We start from the raw sequence: 21,360 nt of genomic DNA, 5'->3' as shown, positions 1-21,360 counted from the left end.
CGATCGCACACCGGAAGGCCCCTGCCACCCCCTGGACATGGAGCAAGGTTAGGCTAACCTTGCTCCAAACCAGTCCGGCGGGCGACCCGCCCCGGTCGAAAGCAGTCACTCCATGTCCCACTCGCGTACCACCCTCACTCGTCGTGGCCTGCTCACCGCGGGCGGCGCTCTCGGGCTCGGCGTCGCGCTCGCCGCCTGCGGGGACGACAAGGGCAAGAGCGGTGACGCCGAGGGGCAGGCCAAGCCCGGCAGGTCCGGTGCGTGGAGCTACAAGGACGACCGCGGCACCACCGTGAAGCTGGACAGCGTCCCGACGCGGATCGTCGCCTTCACCGGCATGGCCGCCGCGCTCCACGACTACGGCGTCGAGGTCAAGGGCGTGTTCGGCCCGACCACGACGAAGGACGGCAAGGCCGACGTGCAGGCCGGCGACCTGGACGTCAAGAAGCTGACCGTCTTCGGCAACGCCTGGGACCAGTTCAACATCGAGAAGTACGCCGCCTTCGGCCCCCAGGTCCTCATCTCCACGAGCTTCGACGCCAAGGGCACCCTCTGGTACGTGCCGCAGGAGTCCGCCTCGAAGATCGCCAAGCTGGCGCCGAGCGTCGCGATCTCCGTCTTCGACCGCCCGCTGTCCAAGCCGCTCCAGCGCGTGTGGGAGCTGGCCGAGTCGCTGGGCGCCGACATGAAGGCCGCCGAGGTGCTCGCCGCGAAGAAGCGCTTCGAGGACGCCTCCGAGCGGCTGCGCAAGGCCGCGAAGTCCCGCCCGGAGATCAAGGTCATGGCCGGTTCCGCCGCCCCGAGCGTCTTCTACGTCTCCGGCACGCACCTCTCCGCCGACCTGGAGTACTTCAAGTCCCTCGGCGTGAACTTCGTCGAGCCCTCCGAGTCCGCCAAGAAGGCCACCGGCGGCTGGTTCGAGACGCTGAGCTGGGAGAACGTCGACAAGTACAAGGCCGACATCATCATGATGGACGACCGCACCTCGGCCCTCCAGCCCGCCGACATCACCAAGGCCACCTGGAAGAAGCTCCCCGCCGTCAAGGCCGGCCAGGTCATCCCGCGCTCCGCCGAGCCGATCCTGTCCTACGCCAAGTGCGCCCCGCTCCTCGAAAACCTCGCGAAGGCCATCGAAACGGCGAAGAAGGTCGGCTGACCTTCCCCTTCCTGACCTTCAGGAGCCCTCCCCCGCATGACGACGGCCCAGGCCGCCCTGATCCGCCACCCATCCCCCGGGGCGCCGCGAAAGGGGCGGCCTGGTTCGCATGCGGGGCCGCCCGCCGCCTGAGCGGAGCGCACCGAACACCACGACGGCGTACGGCAGGTGACGCAGACACCCCTGGCCGACGCCCACCCGGCCGCCCCGGCCCCGACCCCCGGTCACGGGGGCGAACTCTGGCTGCCCGACGCCCGGAAGACCCCGCCAAGAGGCGTCCACCCGACCGGCCGCACCCCCACCCCCGGCCCATCAGCCACAGTCGGCCGCGCCCTGACGCTCCCCACGCGAGCGAGCGCACAGCCCCACCCCTGAGCCCCGGCCCCCCGCGCCTGATACCAGCACACCCGACACCCTCACCGTCGAAGCCGAGCGCACCAGCGACGTGACCCCCGTCACCGCACCTCCGCGATCAACCCCAAGTCAACTAAGGTTAGGCTAACCTAAGCTGACGTTCCCGCACGGACAGTCCCCTCGGAGGACCCCACATGCGCTCGCACCTGCTCAATGGCCTCACCGCGGAGCACTACCGCCGCTCCGTGACCGAAGGAGTAGAGCGGGTGGCGGCCAAACTCGCCACCACCGAACGTCCGTTCACCGGCGTCACCGCCGACGACCTCGCCCCCCGCATCGACGCCGTCGACCTGGACCGCCCGCTCGGCGACACCGCCGCCGTGCTGGACGAGCTGGAGGAGCTGTACCTCCGCGACGCCGTCTACTTCCACCATCCCCGCTACCTCGCCCACCTCAACTGCCCGGTCGTCATTCCGGCGGTGCTCGGCGAGGCCGTGCTCTCCGCCGTCAACTCCTCGCTGGACACCTGGGACCAGTCGGCCGGGGCCACGCTCATCGAGCGGAAGCTGATCGACTGGACCACCGAACGCATCGGCCTCGGCGAGAACGCCGACGGGGTCTTCACCTCCGGTGGCAGCCAGTCCAATCTCCAGGCCCTGCTGCTCGCCCGCGAGGAGGCGAAGGCCGAACCCCTGGAGAAACTGCGGGTGTTCGCCTCCGAGGTGAGCCACTTCAGCGTGAGGAAGTCCGCGAAACTGCTCGGCCTCGGCCCCGACGCGGTCGTGACCATCCCCGTGGACCACGACAAGCGGATGCACACCGTCGCGCTCGCCCGCGAGCTGGAGCGCTGCGCACAGGACGGCCTGGTCCCGATGGCGGTCGTCGCCACCGCCGGCACCACCGACTTCGGCTCCATCGACCCGCTGCCCGAAATCGCCGAGCTGTGCGCCCAGTCCGGCGTGTGGATGCACGTGGACGCCGCGTACGGCTGCGGACTGCTCACCTCGCTGAAGCACCGCGACCGCCTGAACGGCATCGAGCGCGCCGACTCGGTCACCGTGGACTACCACAAGTCCTTCTTCCAGCCGGTGAGTTCGTCCGCCCTCCTGGTACGCGACGTGGCCACCCTGCGCCACGCCACCTACCACGCCGACTACCTCAACCCCCGTCGCACGGTCCAGGAGCGCATCCCCAACCAGGTCGACAAGTCCCTCCAGACCACGCGCCGTTTCGACGCGCTCAAGCTCTGGATGACGCTGCGCGTGATGGGCGCCGACGGCATCGGCGAACTCTTCGACGAGGTCTGCGAACTGGCCCGGCAGGGCTGGAAACTCCTTGCCGCCGACCCCCGTTACGAGGTGGTCGTGGAGCCCACCCTGTCCACTCTCGTCTTCCGGTGCGTCCCGGCCGGTGTCACCGACCCCGCCGAGATCGACCGCGCCAACCTCTACGCCCGCAAGGCCCTGTTCGCCTCCGGTGACGCCGTCGTCGCGGGCACCAAGGTCGGCGGCCGCCACTACCTGAAGTTCACCCTGCTCAACCCCGAGACCACCCCGGCCGACATCGCCGCCGTCCTCGATCTGATCGCCGGCCACGCCGAGCAGTACCTGGGAGAGTCCCTTGACCGCGCTTCCTGACGCCGGCCCCGTCCTCGACTTTGTCGGCATCGGCCTCGGCCCCTTCAACCTCGGCCTTGCCTGCCTCACCGAGCCCATCGACGAGCTGAACGGCGTCTTCCTCGAATCCAAGCCCGACTTCGAGTGGCACGCCGGGATGTTCCTCGACGGCGCCCACCTCCAGACGCCGTTCATGTCGGACCTGGTCACCCTGGCCGACCCGACCTCGCCGTACTCCTTCCTCAACTACCTGAAGGAGAAGGGCCGTCTGTACGCGTTCTACATCCGCGAGAACTTCTACCCGCTGCGGGTCGAGTACGACGACTACTGCCGCTGGGCGGCCAACAAGCTGACCAGCGTGCGTTTCGGCACGACGGTCACCGAAGTCACGTACGAGGACGGCGTGTACGCCGTGCACACGGACGCCGGTGACATCTACCGCGCCCAGCACCTGGTCCTCGGCACCGGCACCCCGCCGCACATCCCCGAGGCGTGCCAGGACCTCGGCGGCGACTTCATCCACAACTCCCGCTATCTGGCGAGCAAGGCGGAACTCCAGAAGAAGCGCTCCATCACCCTGGTCGGCAGCGGCCAGTCGGCCGCGGAGATCTACCACGACCTGCTCGGCGAGATCGACGTCCACGGCTACCGGCTGAACTGGGTCACCCGCTCCCCGCGCTTCTTCCCGCTCGAATACACCAAGCTCACGCTGGAGATGACCTCCCCGGAGTACATCGACTACTTCCACGCGCTCCCGGAGGACACCCGCTACCGCCTCACCACCGCGCAGAAGGGCCTGTTCAAGGGCATCGACGGCGAGCTGATCAACGAGATCTTCGACCTGCTCTACCAGAAGAACCTCGGCGGCCCGGTCCCCACCCGCCTGCTCACCAACTCCGCGCTCACCAAAGCCCGTTACGAGGACGGCACCTACACCCTCGCCTTCCGCCAGGAGGAGCAGGGCAAGGACTTCGAGCTGGAGAGCGAGGGGCTGATCCTGGCCACCGGCTACCGGTACCGCGAGCCGGAGTTCCTGAGGCCCGTCCGCGACCGCCTGCGCCACGACTCCCGCGGCAACTTCGACATCGCCCGCAACTACGCGATCGACGTCACCGGCCGGGGCGTCTTCCTCCAGAACGCCGGCGTCCACACCCACAGCGTCACCAGCCCCGACCTGGGCATGGGCCCGTACCGGAACGCCTCCATCATCCGCGACCTGCTCGGCAGGGAGTACTACCCGGTGGAGAAGAGCATCGCCTTCCAGGAGTTCGCCGTTTGACATGTTCCCCGCCCCACAGGGGCGGGGACCCTCACAGCTCGCGCTCTGAGCATTCCTGCTTCGTCACCGACCGCCCGCCCGGAGAGTTTCCGTTGAGGTCTTACATCGGCTCCACAGGCCGACACCGCCTGCCCGACGGCCAGAAGCCTGTACTCCAGCATTCGCCGCAATTCGCCCCACGCGGCATGGGCGATGGACCGCGCCAGCGGCCGGTTACCCATGAGATTCCGGACGGGGAGGTCCTCGATCACGACCAGTTGGTTCTCCTGGACGATTCGAGTCGAGATCTTATGCAGGACATCACGTCTGCGGTCAGCGATACGCGCGTGCAGTGCGGCCACTCTCCGGCGGGCTTTGACCTGATTCCTGGACCCCTTCTCCTTACGGGCCAACTCTCGCTGCGCCCTGGAAAGACGACCGGCTTGCTTGGCATCAACTCTGGAGGGAGACACCTTTTCACCGGCGGACAGAGTCACAAGGCCGTGAAAACCGACATCGATACCGGCTGCCGTATGGGTTTTCCGATGAGGCCATCGGATGCGGTCCTCCACGAGAATGGACACGAACCAGCGTCCGGCGGCATCGCGCGACACCGTCACCGTGGTCGGCCGGGATGCGTCCGGCAACGGTCGCGACCAACGGATATCAAGCGGAGCCGTCATCTTTGCCAGCGTCAGCTCACCGTTGCGCCATCTGAATGCGGATCGCGTGAACTCGGCCGCCTGCCGGGAGCGCTTCCGCGATTTGAAGCGGGGCCGTCCGGAGTGCTTGGCGAAGAAGCGGTCCCGTGCCACGTTGAGATGACGCAGCGCCTGCTGGAGCGGGACCGAGGAGACGCTGGACAGATAAGCGAGGTCATCTCGCCTTTTCCATTCGGTCAGTATTGCGGACGTCTCCGGATAGCGAATCCGGCGGCGTTCCTCGGTCCACGCTCGATCACGAGCCTCCAACGCCATGTTGTAGACCTTGCGAACGCAGCCGAAGGTCTGCTCAAGCTGCGTAGCTTGGTCCGACGTCGGATAGAAGCGGTACTTGAAGGCTCGCTTCACACGCTGCTCCCCCATGGCCCGAATCTAGCCGCCCGGAGAAACCCATCCTGCGCATCCGCTGAATACCGCACCCGAACGGATGAACGTGCGTGCCCTCGAGATCTGCCGCACGAAGTCACGCACCCGAGGAGTTCTTGATGAGTAGTACCCCCCTGCTGGGCTTCACGATCCGCCCCCTCGACCCCCTGAAGGACGCCAGTCTCGTCCACGGCTGGGTCACGGACCCGAAGGCGGCGTTCTGGATGATGCAGGACGCGCGGCTCGTGGACGTCGAGCGCGCGTACATGGAGATCGCGGCCGACGCGCACCACCACGCCTTCATCGGGCTGGACGGGTCCGGGGTGCCGGCCTTCCTGATGGAGAGCTATGACCCCGCCCACCGGGAGCTGGTCGGGCTGTACGAGCCGGAGCCGGGGGACGTGGGGATGCACTTCCTGGTGCCGTCCACGGACACGCCCGTGCACGGGTTCACCCGGTCGGTGATCACGGCCGTGATGGCGCATCTGTTCGCGGACCCGGCGACCCGACGGGTGGTCGTGGAGCCGGACGTCGGCAACAAGGCCGTGCACGTGCTCAACGAGACCGTCGGCTTCGAGGCTGTACGGGAGATAGCGAAGCCGGAGAAGCGGGCGTTGCTGAGTATCTGTACGCGGGAGCGGTTCGAGGCGGCGACGGGGGTGAGCGCGTGACGCTCGCCGATTCCGTCGCCCACCTCTCCCCCGAGCGCTGGGAGCAGGCCAACCGGCTGCTGATCCGCAAGGCTCTCGCGGAGTTCGCCCACGAGCGGCTGCTCACGCCGGAGGAGGACGGGGAGCGGTACGTCGTCCGCGGCGACGACAGGCTCACCTCGTACCGCTTCGCGGCCGTCCGCCGGGAGCTCGACCACTGGCAGGTCGACGCCGGTTCGATCACCCGGCACCGGGACGGCGCCGAACTCCCGTTCGCCGCGCTGGACTTCTTCGTCGAGTTCCGGGAAGCGCTCGGTCTGAGCGAGGAGATCCTGCCGGTGTACCTGGAGGAGATCTCCTCCACCCTGTCCGGCACCTGCTACAAGCTCGCCAAGCCCCGCGTGAGCGCGAAGGAGCTGGCGGCCGGCTCGTTCCAGGAGATCGAGACCGGGATGACCGAGGGCCACCCCTGCTTCGTCGCGAACAACGGACGGCTCGGCTTCGGCGTGCACGAGTACCTGGCGTACGCGCCGGAGACCGCGAGCCCGGTGAGACTGGTCTGGCTGGCCGCGCACCGCTCGCGGGCGGCGTTCACCGCCGGGACGGGCGTCGAGTACGAGGAGTTCTTCCGGCGTGAGCTGGGCGAGGCCACCCTGGAGCGGTTCCGGGGCGTGCTCACCGGCCAGGGTCTCGACCCGGAGGACTATCTGCTGATCCCGGTCCACCCCTGGCAGTGGTGGAACAAGCTCAGCGTGACCTTCGCCGCCGAGGTCGCCCGCCGCAACCTGGTGTGCCTGGGCGAGGGCGAGGACGAGTATCTGGCCCAGCAGTCCATCCGGACCTTCTTCAACACCTCGCACCCGGAGAAGCACTACGTGAAGACGGCCCTGTCCGTCCTCAACATGGGATTCATGCGGGGCCTGTCGGCCGCCTACATGGAGGCGACCCCGGCGATCAACGACTGGCTGGCGCGGTTGGTGGAGAGCGACCCGGTCCTGCGGGACACGGGCCTGACGATCATCCGCGAGCGGGCGGCCGTGGGCTACCGGCACCTGGAGTTCGAGCGGGCGGCCGACCGCCACTCGCCGTACCGCAAGATGCTGGCGGCGCTGTGGCGGGAGTCCCCGGTGACCCGGCTCGCCGAGGGCGAGTCGCTCGCGACCATGGCCTCCCTGCTCCACACCGACCAGGACGGCGCCTCCTTCGCGGCCGCGCTGATCGAGCGCTCGGGGCAGCCGCCCGCCGACTGGCTGCGCGCCTATCTGCGCGCGTACTACGTGCCGCTGCTGCACAGCTTCTACGCCTACGACCTGGTGTTCATGCCGCACGGCGAGAACGTGATCCTGGTCCTGGCCGACGGCGCGGTCCGGCGCGCGGTGTACAAGGACATCGCGGAGGAGATCGCCGTGCTGGACCCGGACGCGGTGCTGCCGCCGGAGGTCCGGCGCATCCGGGTCGAGGTGCCCGAGGACACGAAGCTGCTGTCGGTCTTCACGGACGTCTTCGACTGCTTCTTCCGCTTCCTGGCGGCCAGCCTGGCGGCCGAGGGCGTCCTGTCGGAGGACGAGTTCTGGGGCACGGTCGCGGAGGTCACCCGGGCGTACCAGGCGGCCAACCCGCAGCTCGCGGAGAAGTTCGCGCGGTACGACATTTTCGCGCCGGAGTTCGCGCTGTCCTGCCTGAACCGGCTGCAACTGCGCGACAACCGGCAGATGGTGGACCTCGCCGATCCCTCCGGCGCGCTCCAGCTCGTCGGCACTCTGCGGAACCCGCTCGCCGGGCGCTGAGCGGCAGCACAGGGCGCGGGCACCCCGGATTACGGTCCTCCGGGGTGCCCGTTCCCGTGCCCGCCGCCTACTTCGCCTTGCGCGCCACCGTGAAGTGGTCGATCCGCTCGCCGGTCTCCGCGATGCCCGACACGGTCAGCTTCGCCGTGTGCCCCTTCGGCGCGGGCGTGACGTCGACGCGCAGGAAGGAGTAGTCGAGGTAGCGCACCCGGGACCAGGTGACGGACTCGTCGTGCTTGCCGTCCTTGAGGTTGACGAAGGAGGCCACGGACTCGACCTCGTGCTCGTGCCCCTCGTAGGAGTCGGGCGCGGTGAAGGCGTACAGGCTGCGGCCGGCCGCACCGGCGGTGACGTAGACGACGCCCTCGCTCTCCGGGTAGGCGGTGCCGCCGATGGGGAGCTTCTTGACGACCTTGTCGCCCTTGATGACGTCGGTGCGCTCGTACTGGTGGTTGTGGCCGTTGATGACCAGGTCCACGGTGTACTTCTCGAACAGCGGCACCCACTCCTGCCGTACCCCTCCCTCGGAGGCGTGGGCGGTGGAGGTGCAGTAGGCGCAGTGGTGGAAGAAGACCACGATGAAGTCCACGTCCTTCGCGGCGCGGTACTTCTTGAGCTGGGTCTCCAGCCACGTGGTCTGGGTGCCGCCGGAGATGCCGAGGTTGGCGGGGATCTCGTAGGAGATGTCGTTGGCGTCGAGCGAGATCACGGCGGTGTTGCCGTAGACGAAGGAGTAGACGCCGGGGAGGTTCTTGCGGTCGGGGCCGTTGTCGGGGAGGGTCCAGCGGGCTTCCTCGCCGCCGTAGCCGTTGGGCGAGTACCAGGCTTCCATGTCGTGGTTGCCGTAGGCGGGCATCCAGGGGACCTGTTTGGCGACGGACTCCGTCTGGTGCAGGAACTGGTCCCAGGTGCGCGAGTCGAAGCCGGTGTCGGCGGTCTTGCCCTGGCCGGCCGGGTCGCCGTAGGCGATGTCGCCGGCGTGCAGGTGGAAGGCGGGGTTCTGGCCGAGGATCAGGGCGTTGTTGGCCAGTCCGTGGTAGCCGACGCCCTCGTCGCCGAACGCGGTGAAGGTGAAGGGCTTCTTCCCGGCGGGGGCGGTGGTGAAGGTGCCGAGGGTGCCGAGCAGGTGGGGCGCGGCGGGGTCGAAGCCCTGGTGGCCGACGCCGTAGTAATAGGTCTGGCCGGGGCGCAGGTGGGTCAGCTTGGCGTGGACGTAGTACTGGGTGTGGTCGCCACTGGCGCCGACTCCGGCCGGGGTGTGGAGAGTGCGGACCTCGGCCTGGATCCTGCGGGAGAGGTCCCAGGGGTGGGCGCCGACCCGGATGAAGGGCCGCTTGACCGCGACGGGCACCTGCCAGGAGACGGTGACCTCGGTGCGCGGGTCGTTGCCCCAGGCCAGATGGCGTCCGAAGGGGGCGACGAGGGCGCCGTCGACGCTCTCGGCGGGGCGGTGGGCGGGGATCGTGGCGGCGGTGCCGGCCGTCGGCGCGGCCGCCTGGGCCGAGGCGCCGGAGACGAACGCGCCGCCGACCACGGTGCCCACCGTCACGGCGCCGCCTCTGATCATGGTCCGCCGGGAGAACCTGGAGCGCAGATACTCGTGCTGCTCGGCCATGCTCATGCGGTCGGCCAGCTTCTCGGGTACGCCCATACGAGGAATGTCCATGCCACCAGAAGGTGCCCCCCGCGGGCGACGCCGCCCAGGACGCCGGGTGGACTTCCGGCTAACAGCACCCCATCGGAGCCCCAACAGGCGCTTGCCCGATTTCGGGCAGGATTCTTGCGAAAGTGGCGATCGTGCCCGAGGATCTACCGGGTGCACGAGGAACTTGTCGATCATCTGACGCGCTCCACCCCGCTGAGCAGGGGCGAAGCGCTGCGGGTGATCCAGGACGTGCTGGCCTACTTCGACGAGACGACCCAGGAGTACGTCCGTCGCCGCCACCGTGAACTGCAGGCCGAGGGCCTGCGGAACACGGCGATCTTCGAACAGATCGAGGCGGACCTGAAATACCGGGCCGTGGCGCCGCCGGAGCTGACGCTCAGGCAACTGCGCCGCATGGTCTACGGCTGAGAAACTCCAGGGTGAGGGAAGACATACATGTGCGGGATTGTCGGATACATCGGTAAGCGGGACGTCGCTCCGCTGCTGCTTGAGGGTCTCCAGCGCCTGGAGTACCGGGGCTACGACTCGGCGGGCATCGTCGTGTCCTCCCCGAAGTCGGCCGCCCTGAAGATGGTCAAGGCCAAGGGCCGGGTCCGTGACCTGGAGGCCAAGGTCCCCGCGCGCTTCAAGGGCACCACGGGCATCGCCCACACCCGCTGGGCCACCCACGGCGCCCCCTCCGACGTGAACGCCCACCCGCACATGTCGGCCGACGACAAGGTCGCCGTCGTCCACAACGGCATCATCGACAACGCCTCCGACCTGCGCCGCAAGCTGGAGGCGGACGGTGTCGAGTTCCTCTCCGACACCGACACCGAGGTCCTCACCCATCTGATCGCCCGCTCGGCGGCCGAGAAGCTGGAGGACAAGGTCCGCGAGGCGCTGCGCGTCGTCGAGGGCACCTACGGCATCGCCGTCATGCACGCCGACTTCCCCGACCGCATCGTGGTGGCCCGCAACGGCTCCCCGGTCGTGCTCGGCATCGGCGAGAAGGAGATGTTCGTCGCCTCGGACATCGCCGCACTGGTCACCCACACCCGTCAGATCGTCACCCTGGACGACGGCGAGATGGCCACCCTGAAGGCCGACGACTTCCGCACCTACACCACCGAGGGCACCCGGACCAGCTCCGAGCCCACCACCGTGGAGTGGGAGGCCGCCTCCTACGACATGGGCGGCCACGACACCTACATGCACAAGGAGATCCACGAGCAGGCCGACGCCGTGGACCGCGTGCTGCGCGGCCGCATCGACGACCGCTTCTCCACCGTGCACCTCGGCGGCCTCAACCTGGACGCCCGCGAGGCGCGCCGCATCCGCCGCGTGAAGATCCTCGGCTGCGGCACCTCGTACCACGCGGGCATGATCGGCGCCCAGATGATCGAGGAGCTGGCCCGCATCCCCGCCGACGCCGAGCCGGCGTCCGAGTTCCGCTACCGCAACGCGGTCGTGGACCCCGACACGCTGTACGTCGCGGTCTCCCAGTCCGGTGAGACGTACGACGTGCTGGCCGCGGTGCAGGAGCTGAAGCGCAAGGGCGCGCGCGTCCTCGGTGTGGTCAACGTGGTGGGCTCGGCCATCGCCCGCGAGGCCGACGGCGGCATCTACGTGCACGCCGGTCCCGAAGTGTGCGTGGTCTCCACCAAGTGCTTCACCAACACCACGGTCGCCTTCGCGCTGCTCGCGCTGCACCTCGGCCGCACCCGCGACCTCTCGGTGCGCGACGGCAAGCGGATCATCGAAGGTCTGCGCAAGCTGCCCGCCCAGATCGCCGAGATCCTCAAGCAGGAGGAGCAGGTCCGCGAGCTGGCCGAGGAGTACGCGCAGAGCCGCTCGATGCTCTTCATCGGCCGTGTGCGGGGCTACCCGGTCGCCCGCGAGGCCTCCCTGAAGCTCAAGGAGATCACCTACATCCACGCCGAGGCGTACCCCGCCTCCGAGCTGAAGCACGGCCCGCTGGCCCTGATCGAGCCCGCCCTGCCGACGGTCGCCATCGTCCCCGACGACGACCTGCTGGAGAAGAACCGCGCCGCGCTCGAGGAGATCAAGGCCCGCAGCGGTCAGATCCTCGCGGTCGCCCACCAGGAGCAGGAGAAGGCGGACCGCACCATCGTGGTCCCGAAGAACGAGGACGAGCTGGACCCGATCCTCATGGGCATCCCGCTCCAGCTCCTCGCCTACCACGCGGCGAAGGTCCTGGGCCGCGACATCGACAAGCCGCGCAACCTGGCGAAGTCGGTGACGGTGGAGTAGTCCACCCGTCTCGGAGAACGGACCCCTACGTGCCCGACGCGGGGGTCCATTCCGTGCCGCCCCCTCGGCCGGCGGCCGTCACCCGCCGGCACTGCGACACGCACCGAAGCCCCCGGCGGGATGCATGCCCCGCCGGGGGCTTCCGGACACCTGGATGACTGTTCAACCCGGCGCACTGGCAGGCGCGTTGAGGTTGCGCGCCGCGGCGCGCGCCCTCACGGGACGTCAGGGGATCACGATCACCGGACGGCGGGCCCGCTTGGCGAGCCGTCCCGCCACCGAGCCGAAGAGCCGGCCGACCAGGCCGTGGGTCGAGCCGACCACGATCGCGTCCGCCTCGTACTCCTGCCCGACCTCCTCCAGTTCGTGGCAGATGTCGCCGCCGCGCTCGACCAGGATCCAGGGCACCTCGGCGAGATGGTCCGCGCAGGCCAGCTCGAGACCGAGGACCTCGGTGCGGTGGTCGGGGACGTCGACGAAGACGGGCGGCTCGCAGCCCGCCCACACGGTGGTGGGCAGCCGGTTGGCCACATGGACGATGATCAGGCCGGAGCCGGATCGCCGGGCCACGCCGATCGCGTAGGCGAGGGCGCGCTCACTGGAGGTGGAGCCGTCGAAGCCGACGACCACTCCGTGCTGGAAGGCGGGATCGCAGGAAGGGCGTGCCTCTTCCGCCGCCAGGGGTTCGGCCGCCGTCGGTTCGGCAACCGGCCGCTTGCGGTCCGCGGGTTCGAAGAATTCGTGACCGGCCATGGCTGTCTCGGCGTCGTGATCCTTTATGGGAGGGGGACATCGTGCGGCGGAGCTGTGTCCGGGATTCGTCTTCCCAAGCCCATACCCCCAAGGGTACGGCGGCACGCCTCCCGGGCCCAGATCTCCCGCACGCTCCGTGAGCGGCCCTCCGGGGTGCCCCAGGGGGTTCCCCGGAGAATGCACGAGCGACGCCCGGGGCGCAATGGTCGCTGCCCCATACACGCGGTTTTGTGCGGGATTGGCGGACGTGCGCGGGACCCGCCCGGGGCCGACGGGTGACCGTTGTACGGAAATCCGGGCCCGGCGGGTGACCGAGCGGGCGCGGCCGCGTTGAACCCCGTGAACCGCTGCCCCCAGGGAGCATCCCGATGCCCGCACCACGGCCCCGTGCCGCCGCCGCACCGCGCGCCGAGTCGTCGGCGCCCTGCGGATCGCCGGCGCGGTCCGCTCCGTCCGGCTCCTCCGCGCCGGACACCGTGCGTGACCTGATCGGCTGGGGGGTCTTCGGGTGCCTGCTCGTCCCCGTCGTCCTGCTGTGGTGCGGCACCCCGCCGGTGACCGCCGCCGGCGCGGGCCTGGGGCTCACCGGCGTGACGGGAGCGTGTTGGGTCCTGCTGCGCCACTTCGAGCGCGCCGCGACGAAGGCGGAACGACAGACACCGGTTGACTGACCGGTTTCCGCGCCTCGGAACGCTGCTTTTCAGCCAACTTCTGAATATCGCTCCGGAGGGGTCGCAACCACCCCTCATCCCCCGTTCCACCTGCACAAACAGGGTCCACGAGACCCCACGCACCCTATGCGGTTTGGCCACCGCGCCGAGGCGTACTTCCCTGCGCGGCCCACGAGTGCAACCCTTCGTGATCGAATGCTTCACGCCAAGTTGTCATGTCGACAATGCGTGACGTAGAGAACTGGCCACCGGCAGACCACGGCAGCCAGTAGATTCGATCTTGACTGTCTTACGGCGGGGGACTCGTGCAGGACCGAGGGGAAACGTGCAGGAGCGACACAACCGAGGAGCCGCGACCACCGAGGGGGGCTTAGCAGTATGAGCCACGACTCCACCGCAGCGCCGGATGCCGCAGCCCGGAAGCTCGCCGGGCGACGCCGCAAGGAGATCGTCGCGGTGCTGCTGTTCAGCGGCGGCCCCATTTTCGAGAGTTCCATACCGCTTTCGGTGTTCGGGATCGACCGCCAGGACGCCGGAGTACCGCGCTACCGACTGCTGGTGTGCGGAGGCGAGGACGGCCCGCTGCGGACCACAGGGGGCCTGGAACTCACCGCGCCGCATGGCCTGGAGGCGATCTCCCGCGCGGGGACGGTCGTCGTACCGGCCTGGCGTTCGATCACCTCCCCACCGCCGGAGGAGGCGCTCGACGCGCTGCGCCGCGCGCACGAGGAGGGGGCCCGCATCGTCGGCCTGTGCACCGGGGCGTTCGTCCTGGCCGCGGCCGGCCTGCTGGACGGCCGCCCGGCGACCACCCACTGGATGTACGCGCCGACGCTGGCCAAGCGCTATCCGTCGGTGCACGTCGATCCGCGGGAACTCTTCGTGGACGACGGCGACGTGCTGACCTCAGCGGGGACGGCGGCCGGGATCGACCTCTGTCTCCACATCGTGCGGACGGACCACGGCAACGAGGCGGCGGGCGCACTCGCCCGGCGTCTGGTGGTCCCGCCGCGCCGCAGTGGCGGTCAGGAGCGCTATCTCGACAGGTCTTTACCCGAGGAGATCGGCGCCGACCCGCTGGCCGAGGTCGTCGCCTGGGCGCTGGAACACCTCCACGAGCAGTTCGACGTGGAGACGCTGGCGGCACGCGCCTACATGAGCCGCCGTACGTTCGACCGGCGGTTCCGCTCGCTCACCGGCAGCGCGCCGCTGCAGTGGCTGATCACCCAGCGGGTGCTCCAGGCACAGCGGCTGCTCGAGACCTCGGACTACTCCGTGGACGAGGTGGCGGGCCGGTGCGGCTTCCGCTCACCGGTCGCGCTGCGCGGGCACTTCCGCCGTCAGCTGGGCTCGTCGCCCGCCGCCTACCGGGCCGCCTACCGGGCCCGCAGGCCACAGGGCGAACGTCCGGTCGAGCAGGAGTCGCCGCTGCCGCCGCCCGGGGTGCCCGGTGCCGCGGTCGGTCTGGCCGGCCATGGCGTGGTCGGTCAGGTGCCCGCCGTACTGCACTCGGAGCGTTCGGAGCGTGACGGGGGAGTCCCGCTCCAGAGCCGCAGGCACGCGGCGGGCGCGGTGAGTCTGCTGCCGGGGGCGCGGGGCGGGGTCTGAGCTGTGGAGGGAGGGGAGGAGGCGGAAGTCACACGCCTCCTCCCCTCTCCCATACCTGGGGCACGGCCGGGTTCAGGTGGGGTCGGCTCACCGTAAGGTGAGACACATGAACGATCGCATGGTGTGGATCGACTGCGAGATGACCGGCCTCTCGCTGTCCGACGACGCGCTCATCGAGGTGGCCGCCCTCGTCACCGACTCCGAGCTGAACGTGCTCGGCGAGGGCGTGGACATCGTCATCCGTCCGCCGGACTCCGCGCTGGAGACGATGCCGGAGGTGGTGCGCCAGATGCACACCGCGTCCGGCCTGCTGGAGGAGCTGGCCGGCGGTACGACGCTGGCCGACGCCGAGGAGCAGGTGCTCGCCTACATCCGTGAGCACGTCAAGGAGCCGGGCAAAGCCCCGCTGTGCGGCAACTCGGTCGGCACCGACCGCGGCTTCCTGCTGCGCGACATGCCGACGCTGGAGGCGCACCTCCACTACCGCATCGTGGACGTCTCCTCGATCAAGGAGCTGGCCCGGCGCTGGTACCCGAGGGCGTACTTCAACAGCCCGGAGAAGAACGGCAACCACCGCGCGCTCGCCGACATCCGCGAGTCCATCGCCGAGCTGCGCTACTACCGCGAGGCGGTCTTCGTCCCCCAGCCCGGGCCGGACTCGGAGACGGCGAAGACGATCGCGGCGAAGTACGTCCTGCCCCGGCAGTAGCCCCCGCACGGAAACGTGTGCGCGAGCACCCCCGAGAACCCTGTAGACTTCTTCTCGGCCGGTCGGGGAACGACAAGTTCAACCGCCGGTCGTGGTGGGTGTAGCTCAGCTGGCAGAGCACCTGGTTGTGGTCCAGGATGTCGCGGGTTCAAGTCCCGTCACTCACCCTGATGGACTTGGGGCCGATCCGTTTCGACGGATCGGCCCCAAGTCGTTTCCGCACCGGACGGCCACCCCGCCACCCTCCCTGTCATGTGCGCACGAAGCCGCCGCCTGGCCAGCGTCCGCTCCGTGCGCCGCCGGACGGTGCCTAGGCGCCGGTCCGCCCGTCGAGGAGTTCCCGGACCACATCGAGATGGCCGTTGTGCCGGGACGTCTCCTCGATGAGGTGCAGGATCACCCACCGGAGATCGACGTGCCGCCCGTCCCCGAGGGGCCGCTTCGCCTTCGCGTCCAGCTCGTACTCGGACACCAGCCGGCGATAACGGTCGCCCTGCTCCTCGTACTCGGCGAGCAGTCGCGCCAGCGGAACGTCGACCGCCGTCCGCATCTCCGGGTCGGGATCCTCCTCGGTAGCGTCGGCCAGCGGCCCCTGGAGCTCCTCCCCGAGGAACATCACCTGGACCCAGTAGTACTCCACCCACCGCAGATGGCTGATCAGCCCGCACAGCGTCATCAACGGCGACCCCGGCAGCGGCGCCTTCCGCGCGTCCTCGGCTGACACCCCCTCGCACTTGGCCCGCGCGGTGTCCCGGGCGTAGTCGAGGAAGGTGGTGAGCTGCGCACGCTCGTCCCAGGTGGGGGGCGTGTCGGTTCGTCGGGTCACCGGGCGAGTGTGACGCGCCGGGGGGCGCGTGTCGACTGAGTTCGTCCGCCGAGCGTCGGTTCCACGGGTCCCGGTCGCCAGTTCCACGGCTCCCGGTAAGGATGCTCGCCGGGTCGACGGGGGTGGCGGTCGTCCTGGGGACCCCAGGGCCTGTCTGACAATTCTCGTCTGCCGGGCGACGACGGGAATTGTCAGACAGGCCCTACGCCGACTCCCGGCCCACCAGCTCCGTCGGCAGCACCACGTGCCGTCGCTCCAGCCCGCGCGCGGCTGCCGGGCGGCGGTCCGCGATTTCTTCCAGGAGGAGGCCGATCATCGCGCGGCCCATGTCCTGGATGGGCTGGCGGACGCTGGTGAGGGGTGGGTCCATGTGGCGGGCGATGGCGGAGTCGTCGTAGCCGACCAGGGCCACGTCCTCGGGGATGCGGCGGCCCGCTTCGCGCAGGACGCGGCGGGCGCCGGCGGCCGTGACGTCGGAGCCCGCGAAGACCGCGTCCAGGTCGGGGCGGCGGGACAGGAGGGCCGTCATCGCGCGACGGCCGCCGTCCTCCGTGAAGTCGCCCGGTTCCACGAGGAGTTCGTCCGGGGTCACCCCCGCCGACCGCAGCGCGTCCCGGTACCCGTCCACCCGTCGCTGGGCGCCGTACACGTCAGGACGGCCAGTGATGTGGGCGATGCGGCGGCGGCCGCGGGCGAGCAGGTGGGAGACCGCCGAGTGGGCGCCGCCGTAGTTGTCGGAGTCGACCGAGGGGAGGGTCTCGCCCGCTGAGCGGGGGCCGCTGATCACGGCCGGGATCTCCAGGCGGTCGAGGAGGTCGGGCAGGGGGTCGTCGGCGTGGACGGAGACCAGGAGGACGCCGTCGACGCGGTGGGCGGAGAGATAGTCCGCGAGCCGCTGCCGCTTGCGGTCGCTGCCCGCGAAGATCAGCAGCAACTGCCATTCCGTGTCGGCCAGTTCCGCGCCGACCCCGCTCAGCATGTCGGAGAAGTACGGCTCCGCGAAGAAGCGGGTCTCCGGCTCGGGGACGACCAGCGCGATGGAGTCGGTGCGGTTGGCGGCGAGGGCACGGGCCGCGGTGTTGGGAACGTAGCCGAGCTCCTCGACGGCGGCCTCGACGGCGGCGCGGGTCGCGTCGCTGACCCGGGGCGAACCGTTGATCACCCGGGAGACCGTGCCCCGGCCCACCCCGGCTCGGGCGGCCACCTCCTCGAGCGTGGGCCGCCCCCCGCTCCGGCCGCCCCGCGCTCCGTGGCTCGCCATGGCCTCCGCCTTTCCCGACCCGTACACCTCTGTCAACAGCCCGCCGCGCAGGCCGTGTCCGTCCACCGAGGACCCGTACCGCGGGTCGTACCCGCTCCCGGCCTGGAATGTAACAGTGCCCCGCGGCACCACCACCGGACGCCCGTTCCGCGTCGTCGCGCCGGACTAATTAACAGCCCGATAACTGAACGGACTTGGGCGTGCGCACTCCCTTGACACCCCGCCCCGGACGGACGACCCTTCAACACATCACTCGTGGGAGCGCTCCCACGGTACCTGACACCTACACATCCCGCACGTTCCCCGCCCGAGCCGCAGCGCGTACGAACGGGCCCAGCTCCAGCAGTAGTTCCATGCAGTTGGCCGGGGGGTCGGCACGTCAGGCAACAGGAGGACGCAATGCGCACGAGCATCCGCAGGTCTCGCGGAACGGTGGCCCTGATGGCCGCCGCCGCGCTGACCACGGGGCTGCTGGCCGGTTGCTCCAAGGACTCGGACGACGGCTCGTCGAACGCGGACGGCGGTGGCAACGGCAAGACCACGCTGACCGTCGGCACCTTCGGCGTCTTCGGCTACAAGCAGGCCGGCCTGTACGACGAGTACATGAAGCTCCACCCGGACATCACCATCAAGGAGAACGTCACCACCCGTACCGACGTGTACTGGCCGAAGGTGCTCACCCGCCTCCAGGCGGGCGCGGGCACCGACGACATCCAGGCCATCGAGGTCGGCAACATCACCGAGGCCGTGCAGACGCAGGCGAACAAGTTCGTCGACCTCGGCAAGGACGTCGACAAGTCCCAGTGGCTGGACTGGAAGCTCGCCCAGGCCACCACCAAGGACGGCAAGCTCATCGGTCTCGGCACGGACACCGGCCCGATGGCGGTCTGTTACCGCAAGGACCTCTTCGCGAAGGCCGGTCTGCCCACCGACCGCACCAAGCTCGCCGAGCTGTGGAAGGGCGACTGGTCGAAGTACGTCGACCTCGGCAAGAAGTACATGAAGAAGGCGCCCAAGGGCACCAAGTACGTCGACTCGGCGGCCTCGGTGTACAACGCGGCGGTGGGCGGTGCCTCCGAGCGGAACTACGACAAGGACGGCAAGGTCGTCTGGGACAAGTCCCCCGGTGTGAAGGCCGCGTGGGACGCCGCGATGAGCGTGGCGACCAGCAACATGTCCGCCAAGCTGAAGCAGTTCGACCCGACCTGGGACAACGGCTTCGCCAACGCCTCCTTCGCCACGGTCGCCTGCCCGGCGTGGATGATCGGCTACATCGAGCAGAAGTCCGGTGACTCGGGCAAGGGCAAGTGGGACGTGGCGCCGGCTCCGGCGGCGTCCAACTGGGGCGGCTCCTTCCTCGGCGTGCCGACCGCGAGCAAGCACCAGAAGGAGGCCGTCGCCCTGGCGAAGTGGCTGACCGCGCCCGCGCAGCAGGCCAAGGTCTTCGCCAAGCAGGCCAGCTTCCCGTCCACCCCGGCGGCGTACGCGAACCTGAAGCCCGCGGCCGACACCACCGCGTACTTCTCGGACGCGCCGCTCACGCAGATCTTCTCCGACGCCGCGAAGACCATCCCGGCCCAGCCGCTCGGTCCGAAGGACAAGCCGATCGACGGCGCGATCAGCGACATCGGCATCCTCCAGGTCGAGCAGAAGGGCAAGTCCCCGGCCGAGGGCTGGAAGGCGGCGTCCGCCGAGATCAAGGACGTGCTCGGCCAGTGACGTCCAAAGAGGCTCTCGCGCATCCCGCGTCGAGCGCCGAGGCCGCGCCCGGCACCCCGCCGGGCGCGGCCCGGGGCGCTCGGGACCGCGGTGCGCCGGCCGCGCCCGTCTCCTGGCGCAGCCGGCTCTACCGCTGGGACACCAAGGCGTCGCCGTACGCGTTCGTGTCCCCCTTCTTCCTGCTGTTCGCGGCCTTCACCCTGGTCCCGCTGCTCTACACGGCCTGGTACTCGCTGCACGACGTACAGCTCTCGGCGCTCGACCACCAGTCCTGGACCGGTCTCGCCAACTATCGCAACCTGCTGTCCTCGGAGTTCTTCTGGAACGCGCTGGAGAACACCTTCACCATCGGTGTGATCTCCACGGTCCCCCAGTTGCTGGCGGCGCTCTGGCTGGCCCACATGCTGAACTACAAGCTGCGCGGCTCGACCGTGTGGCGCGTGGTGATGCTGACGCCGTACGCCACCTCGGTCGCGGCCGCGACGCTCGTCTTCACGCTGCTGTACTCGTGGGACGGCGGCATGGTGAACTGGATTCTGCACTTCTTCGGCGTGAACCCGGTCAACTGGCGCGAGTCCGACTGGGGTTCGCAGTTCGCGGTGTCCACGATCGTCATCTGGCGCTGGACCGGCTACAACGCGCTGATCTATCTGGCCGCGATGCAGGCGATCCCGGCGGACCTGTACGAGTCGGCGGCGCTGGACGGAGCCAACCGCTGGCAGCAGTTCCGGCACGTGACCATCCCGCAGCTCAGGCCGACGGTGCTGTTCACCATCGTCGTCTCCACCATCGGCTCCACCCAGCTCTTCGGTGAGCCGCTGCTGTTCGGCGGGGTCAGCGGGTCCAAGGGCGGCTCGGAGCACCAGTACCAGACGCTCGGTCTGTACATGTACGACCAGGGCTGGATCATCGGCAACCTCGGCAAGGCGTCCGCCATCGCATGGTCGATGTTCCTGATCCTGCTGATCGTCGCGGCGGTCAACCTGCTGTTCACCCGATGGCTGAGGAAGTCCCAATGACCACCAGTGAACTGACCCTGCCGAAGGCGGCGAAGCCCGTGCCGTCGCCCGGGCGGCGCCGGGTCACGGGCGCGGGCAAGCAGTTGCACGCGGGCCCGGTGACGTACGTGGCGCTGACCGTCTTCGCGCTGATCTCGCTGGCGCCGCTGGTGTGGACGGCGATCGCGGCCTCGCGCACCGACCGACGGCTCGCGCAGACCCCGCCGCCGCTGTGGTTCGGCGGCAATCTGTTCAAGAACCTCCAGGCGGCCTGGGAGCAGGCCGGGCTCGGCACCGCGATGCTCAACTCGCTGCTGGTGGCGAGCACGATCACCGTGAGCACGGTGGTCTTCGCGACGCTGGCCGGGTTCGCCTTCGCCAAGCTGCGGTTCCGCTTCTCGGGGCTGCTGCTCCTGCTGACCGTGGGCACGATGATGATCCCGCCGCAGCTCGCGGTCGTCCCGCTGTATCTGTGGATGAGCGACTTCGGCTGGTCGAACCAGCTCCAGACGGTGATCCTGCCAAGCCTGGTGACGGCGTTCGGCACGTTCTTCATGCGGCAGTACCTGGTGCAGGCGCTGCCGACGGAGCTGATCGAGGCGGCGCGGGTGGACGGGGCGAGCAGTCTGCGGATCATCTGGCACGTGGTCTTCCCGGCCGCGCGGCCCGCGATGGCGGTGCTCGGTCTGCTGACCTTCGTGTTCGCCTGGAACGACTTCCTGTGGCCGATCATCGCGCTCAACCAGCAGAACCCCACCGTGCAGGTGGCCCTGAACTCGCTCGGCACCGGCTATGTCCCGGACCAGTCGGTGATCATGGCGGGCGCACTGCTGGGCACGCTGCCGCTGCTGGTCGCCTTCCTGCTGTTCGGCAAGCAGATCGTGGGCGGCATCATGCAGGGCGCGATCAAGGGCTGACCGGTTTTCCTCCAGGGGCCGGGTCAGCGTCGCCCCGGCCCCTTCCCCCCTTCCCTTCAGGTTCCCCCAG

The 21,360-nt window shown here is 69.4% G+C and carries 18 protein-coding genes and 1 tRNA gene; 14 read left to right on the top strand and 5 right to left on the bottom strand.

Annotation, left to right across the window (positions count from 1 at the left end):
• The first annotated feature begins 112 nt into the window (after positions 1 to 112).
• The 3 genes from ACWEEU_RS13970 (at position 113) to ACWEEU_RS13960 (ending at position 4,405) form a co-directional block, all read left to right on the top strand.
• A complete protein-coding gene (locus tag ACWEEU_RS13970) occupies positions 113 to 1,156 on the top strand; it encodes an ABC transporter substrate-binding protein (RefSeq protein WP_451731915.1) in 1,044 nt (347 codons plus the stop codon).
• A 548-nt stretch (positions 1,157 to 1,704) separates the two neighbouring features.
• Complete coding sequence (gene desA / locus ACWEEU_RS13965; RefSeq protein ID WP_451731912.1) at positions 1,705 to 3,147, top strand: lysine decarboxylase DesA; 1,443 nt, start codon at positions 1,705 to 1,707, stop codon at positions 3,145 to 3,147.
• A complete protein-coding gene (locus tag ACWEEU_RS13960) occupies positions 3,131 to 4,405 on the top strand; it encodes a lysine N(6)-hydroxylase/L-ornithine N(5)-oxygenase family protein (protein WP_451731909.1) in 1,275 nt (424 codons plus the stop codon). The genes desA and ACWEEU_RS13960 overlap by 17 nt, the downstream gene beginning before the upstream one ends.
• Here the strand turns inward: ACWEEU_RS13960 and ACWEEU_RS13955 are convergent.
• A complete protein-coding gene (locus ACWEEU_RS13955) occupies positions 4,360 to 5,469 on the bottom strand; it encodes an RNA-guided endonuclease InsQ/TnpB family protein (protein ID WP_451731906.1) in 1,110 nt (369 codons plus the stop codon). The two genes, ACWEEU_RS13960 and ACWEEU_RS13955, sit on opposite strands and share 46 nt — an antisense overlap.
• Before the next feature lie 122 nt (positions 5,470 to 5,591).
• Here ACWEEU_RS13955 and ACWEEU_RS13950 point away from each other — a divergent pair, with 122 nt between their 5' ends.
• Together ACWEEU_RS13950 and ACWEEU_RS13945 are read left to right on the top strand one after the other, a co-directional pair.
• Positions 5,592 to 6,143: a GNAT family N-acetyltransferase gene (locus tag ACWEEU_RS13950; protein ID WP_451731903.1), complete on the top strand. Its 552-nt coding sequence runs from the start codon at positions 5,592 to 5,594 to the stop codon at positions 6,141 to 6,143.
• On the top strand, positions 6,140 to 7,909 hold the full coding sequence (locus tag ACWEEU_RS13945) for an IucA/IucC family protein (protein WP_451731900.1): 1,770 nt from the start codon (positions 6,140 to 6,142) through the stop codon (positions 7,907 to 7,909). The genes ACWEEU_RS13950 and ACWEEU_RS13945 overlap by 4 nt, the downstream gene beginning before the upstream one ends.
• Before the next feature lie 67 nt (positions 7,910 to 7,976).
• On the opposite strand, the gene ACWEEU_RS13940 is transcribed toward ACWEEU_RS13945, so the two are convergent.
• Complete coding sequence (locus ACWEEU_RS13940; protein WP_451732121.1) at positions 7,977 to 9,560, bottom strand: purple acid phosphatase family protein; 1,584 nt, start codon at positions 9,558 to 9,560, stop codon at positions 7,977 to 7,979.
• A 165-nt stretch (positions 9,561 to 9,725) separates the two neighbouring features.
• On the opposite strand from ACWEEU_RS13940, the gene ACWEEU_RS13935 reads away from it, so the two are divergent.
• Together ACWEEU_RS13935 and glmS are read left to right on the top strand one after the other, a co-directional pair.
• Positions 9,726 to 9,983, top strand: coding sequence for a hypothetical protein (locus ACWEEU_RS13935; protein WP_385741468.1), 258 nt, complete (start codon positions 9,726 to 9,728; stop codon positions 9,981 to 9,983).
• A gap of 27 nt (positions 9,984 to 10,010) precedes the next feature.
• A complete protein-coding gene (glmS, locus tag ACWEEU_RS13930; RefSeq protein WP_451731897.1) occupies positions 10,011 to 11,828 on the top strand; it encodes a glutamine--fructose-6-phosphate transaminase (isomerizing) in 1,818 nt (605 codons plus the stop codon).
• 225 nt (positions 11,829 to 12,053) lie between these two features.
• Here glmS and ACWEEU_RS13925 read toward each other — a convergent pair whose 3' ends face one another.
• A complete protein-coding gene (locus tag ACWEEU_RS13925) occupies positions 12,054 to 12,581 on the bottom strand; it encodes a universal stress protein (RefSeq protein ID WP_385741464.1) in 528 nt (175 codons plus the stop codon).
• A 368-nt stretch (positions 12,582 to 12,949) separates the two neighbouring features.
• On the opposite strand from ACWEEU_RS13925, the gene ACWEEU_RS13920 reads away from it, so the two are divergent.
• The 4 genes from ACWEEU_RS13920 to ACWEEU_RS13905 all read left to right on the top strand — a co-directional run bounded on the left by ACWEEU_RS13920 (position 12,950) and on the right by ACWEEU_RS13905 (position 15,736).
• Positions 12,950 to 13,252: a hypothetical protein gene (locus ACWEEU_RS13920; RefSeq protein WP_385741462.1), complete on the top strand. Its 303-nt coding sequence runs from the start codon at positions 12,950 to 12,952 to the stop codon at positions 13,250 to 13,252.
• Between the two features lie 378 nt (positions 13,253 to 13,630).
• On the top strand, positions 13,631 to 14,860 hold the full coding sequence (locus tag ACWEEU_RS13915; RefSeq protein WP_451731893.1) for a helix-turn-helix domain-containing protein: 1,230 nt from the start codon (positions 13,631 to 13,633) through the stop codon (positions 14,858 to 14,860).
• A 106-nt stretch (positions 14,861 to 14,966) separates the two neighbouring features.
• Positions 14,967 to 15,569, top strand: a complete 603-nt coding sequence (orn, locus tag ACWEEU_RS13910; RefSeq protein WP_385741456.1) for an oligoribonuclease — start codon at positions 14,967 to 14,969, stop codon at positions 15,567 to 15,569.
• Positions 15,570 to 15,663: 94 nt separating this feature from the next.
• Positions 15,664 to 15,736: transfer RNA gene (locus ACWEEU_RS13905), tRNA-His, on the top strand.
• Between the two features lie 143 nt (positions 15,737 to 15,879).
• Here ACWEEU_RS13905 and ACWEEU_RS13900 read toward each other — a convergent pair.
• Positions 15,880 to 16,395, bottom strand: coding sequence for a DinB family protein (locus tag ACWEEU_RS13900; RefSeq protein WP_385741453.1), 516 nt, complete (start codon positions 16,393 to 16,395; stop codon positions 15,880 to 15,882).
• A 202-nt stretch (positions 16,396 to 16,597) separates the two neighbouring features.
• Positions 16,598 to 17,656 (bottom strand): LacI family DNA-binding transcriptional regulator, encoded by a 1,059-nt coding sequence (locus ACWEEU_RS13895; RefSeq protein ID WP_451731889.1) that lies wholly within the window; start codon positions 17,654 to 17,656, stop codon positions 16,598 to 16,600.
• A gap of 399 nt (positions 17,657 to 18,055) precedes the next feature.
• On the opposite strand from ACWEEU_RS13895, the gene ACWEEU_RS13890 reads away from it, so the two are divergent.
• Genes ACWEEU_RS13890 through ACWEEU_RS13880 form a run of 3 tightly spaced genes read left to right on the top strand, consistent with a single transcriptional unit; the run spans position 18,056 to position 21,290 of the window.
• Positions 18,056 to 19,375 (top strand): ABC transporter substrate-binding protein, encoded by a 1,320-nt coding sequence (locus ACWEEU_RS13890; protein WP_385741450.1) that lies wholly within the window; start codon positions 18,056 to 18,058, stop codon positions 19,373 to 19,375.
• Positions 19,372 to 20,394: a carbohydrate ABC transporter permease gene (locus ACWEEU_RS13885; protein WP_451731886.1), complete on the top strand. Its 1,023-nt coding sequence runs from the start codon at positions 19,372 to 19,374 to the stop codon at positions 20,392 to 20,394. Before ACWEEU_RS13890 ends, ACWEEU_RS13885 begins: the two co-directional genes overlap by 4 nt.
• Positions 20,391 to 21,290, top strand: a complete 900-nt coding sequence (locus ACWEEU_RS13880) for a carbohydrate ABC transporter permease (protein WP_385741444.1) — start codon at positions 20,391 to 20,393, stop codon at positions 21,288 to 21,290. The genes ACWEEU_RS13885 and ACWEEU_RS13880 overlap by 4 nt, the downstream gene beginning before the upstream one ends.
• Positions 21,291 to 21,360: the final 70 nt, after the last annotated feature.

It is taken from the genome of Streptomyces sp. NPDC005004 (genome assembly GCF_053600675.1).
This window is presented reverse-complemented; position numbering and strand designations above follow the sequence as displayed.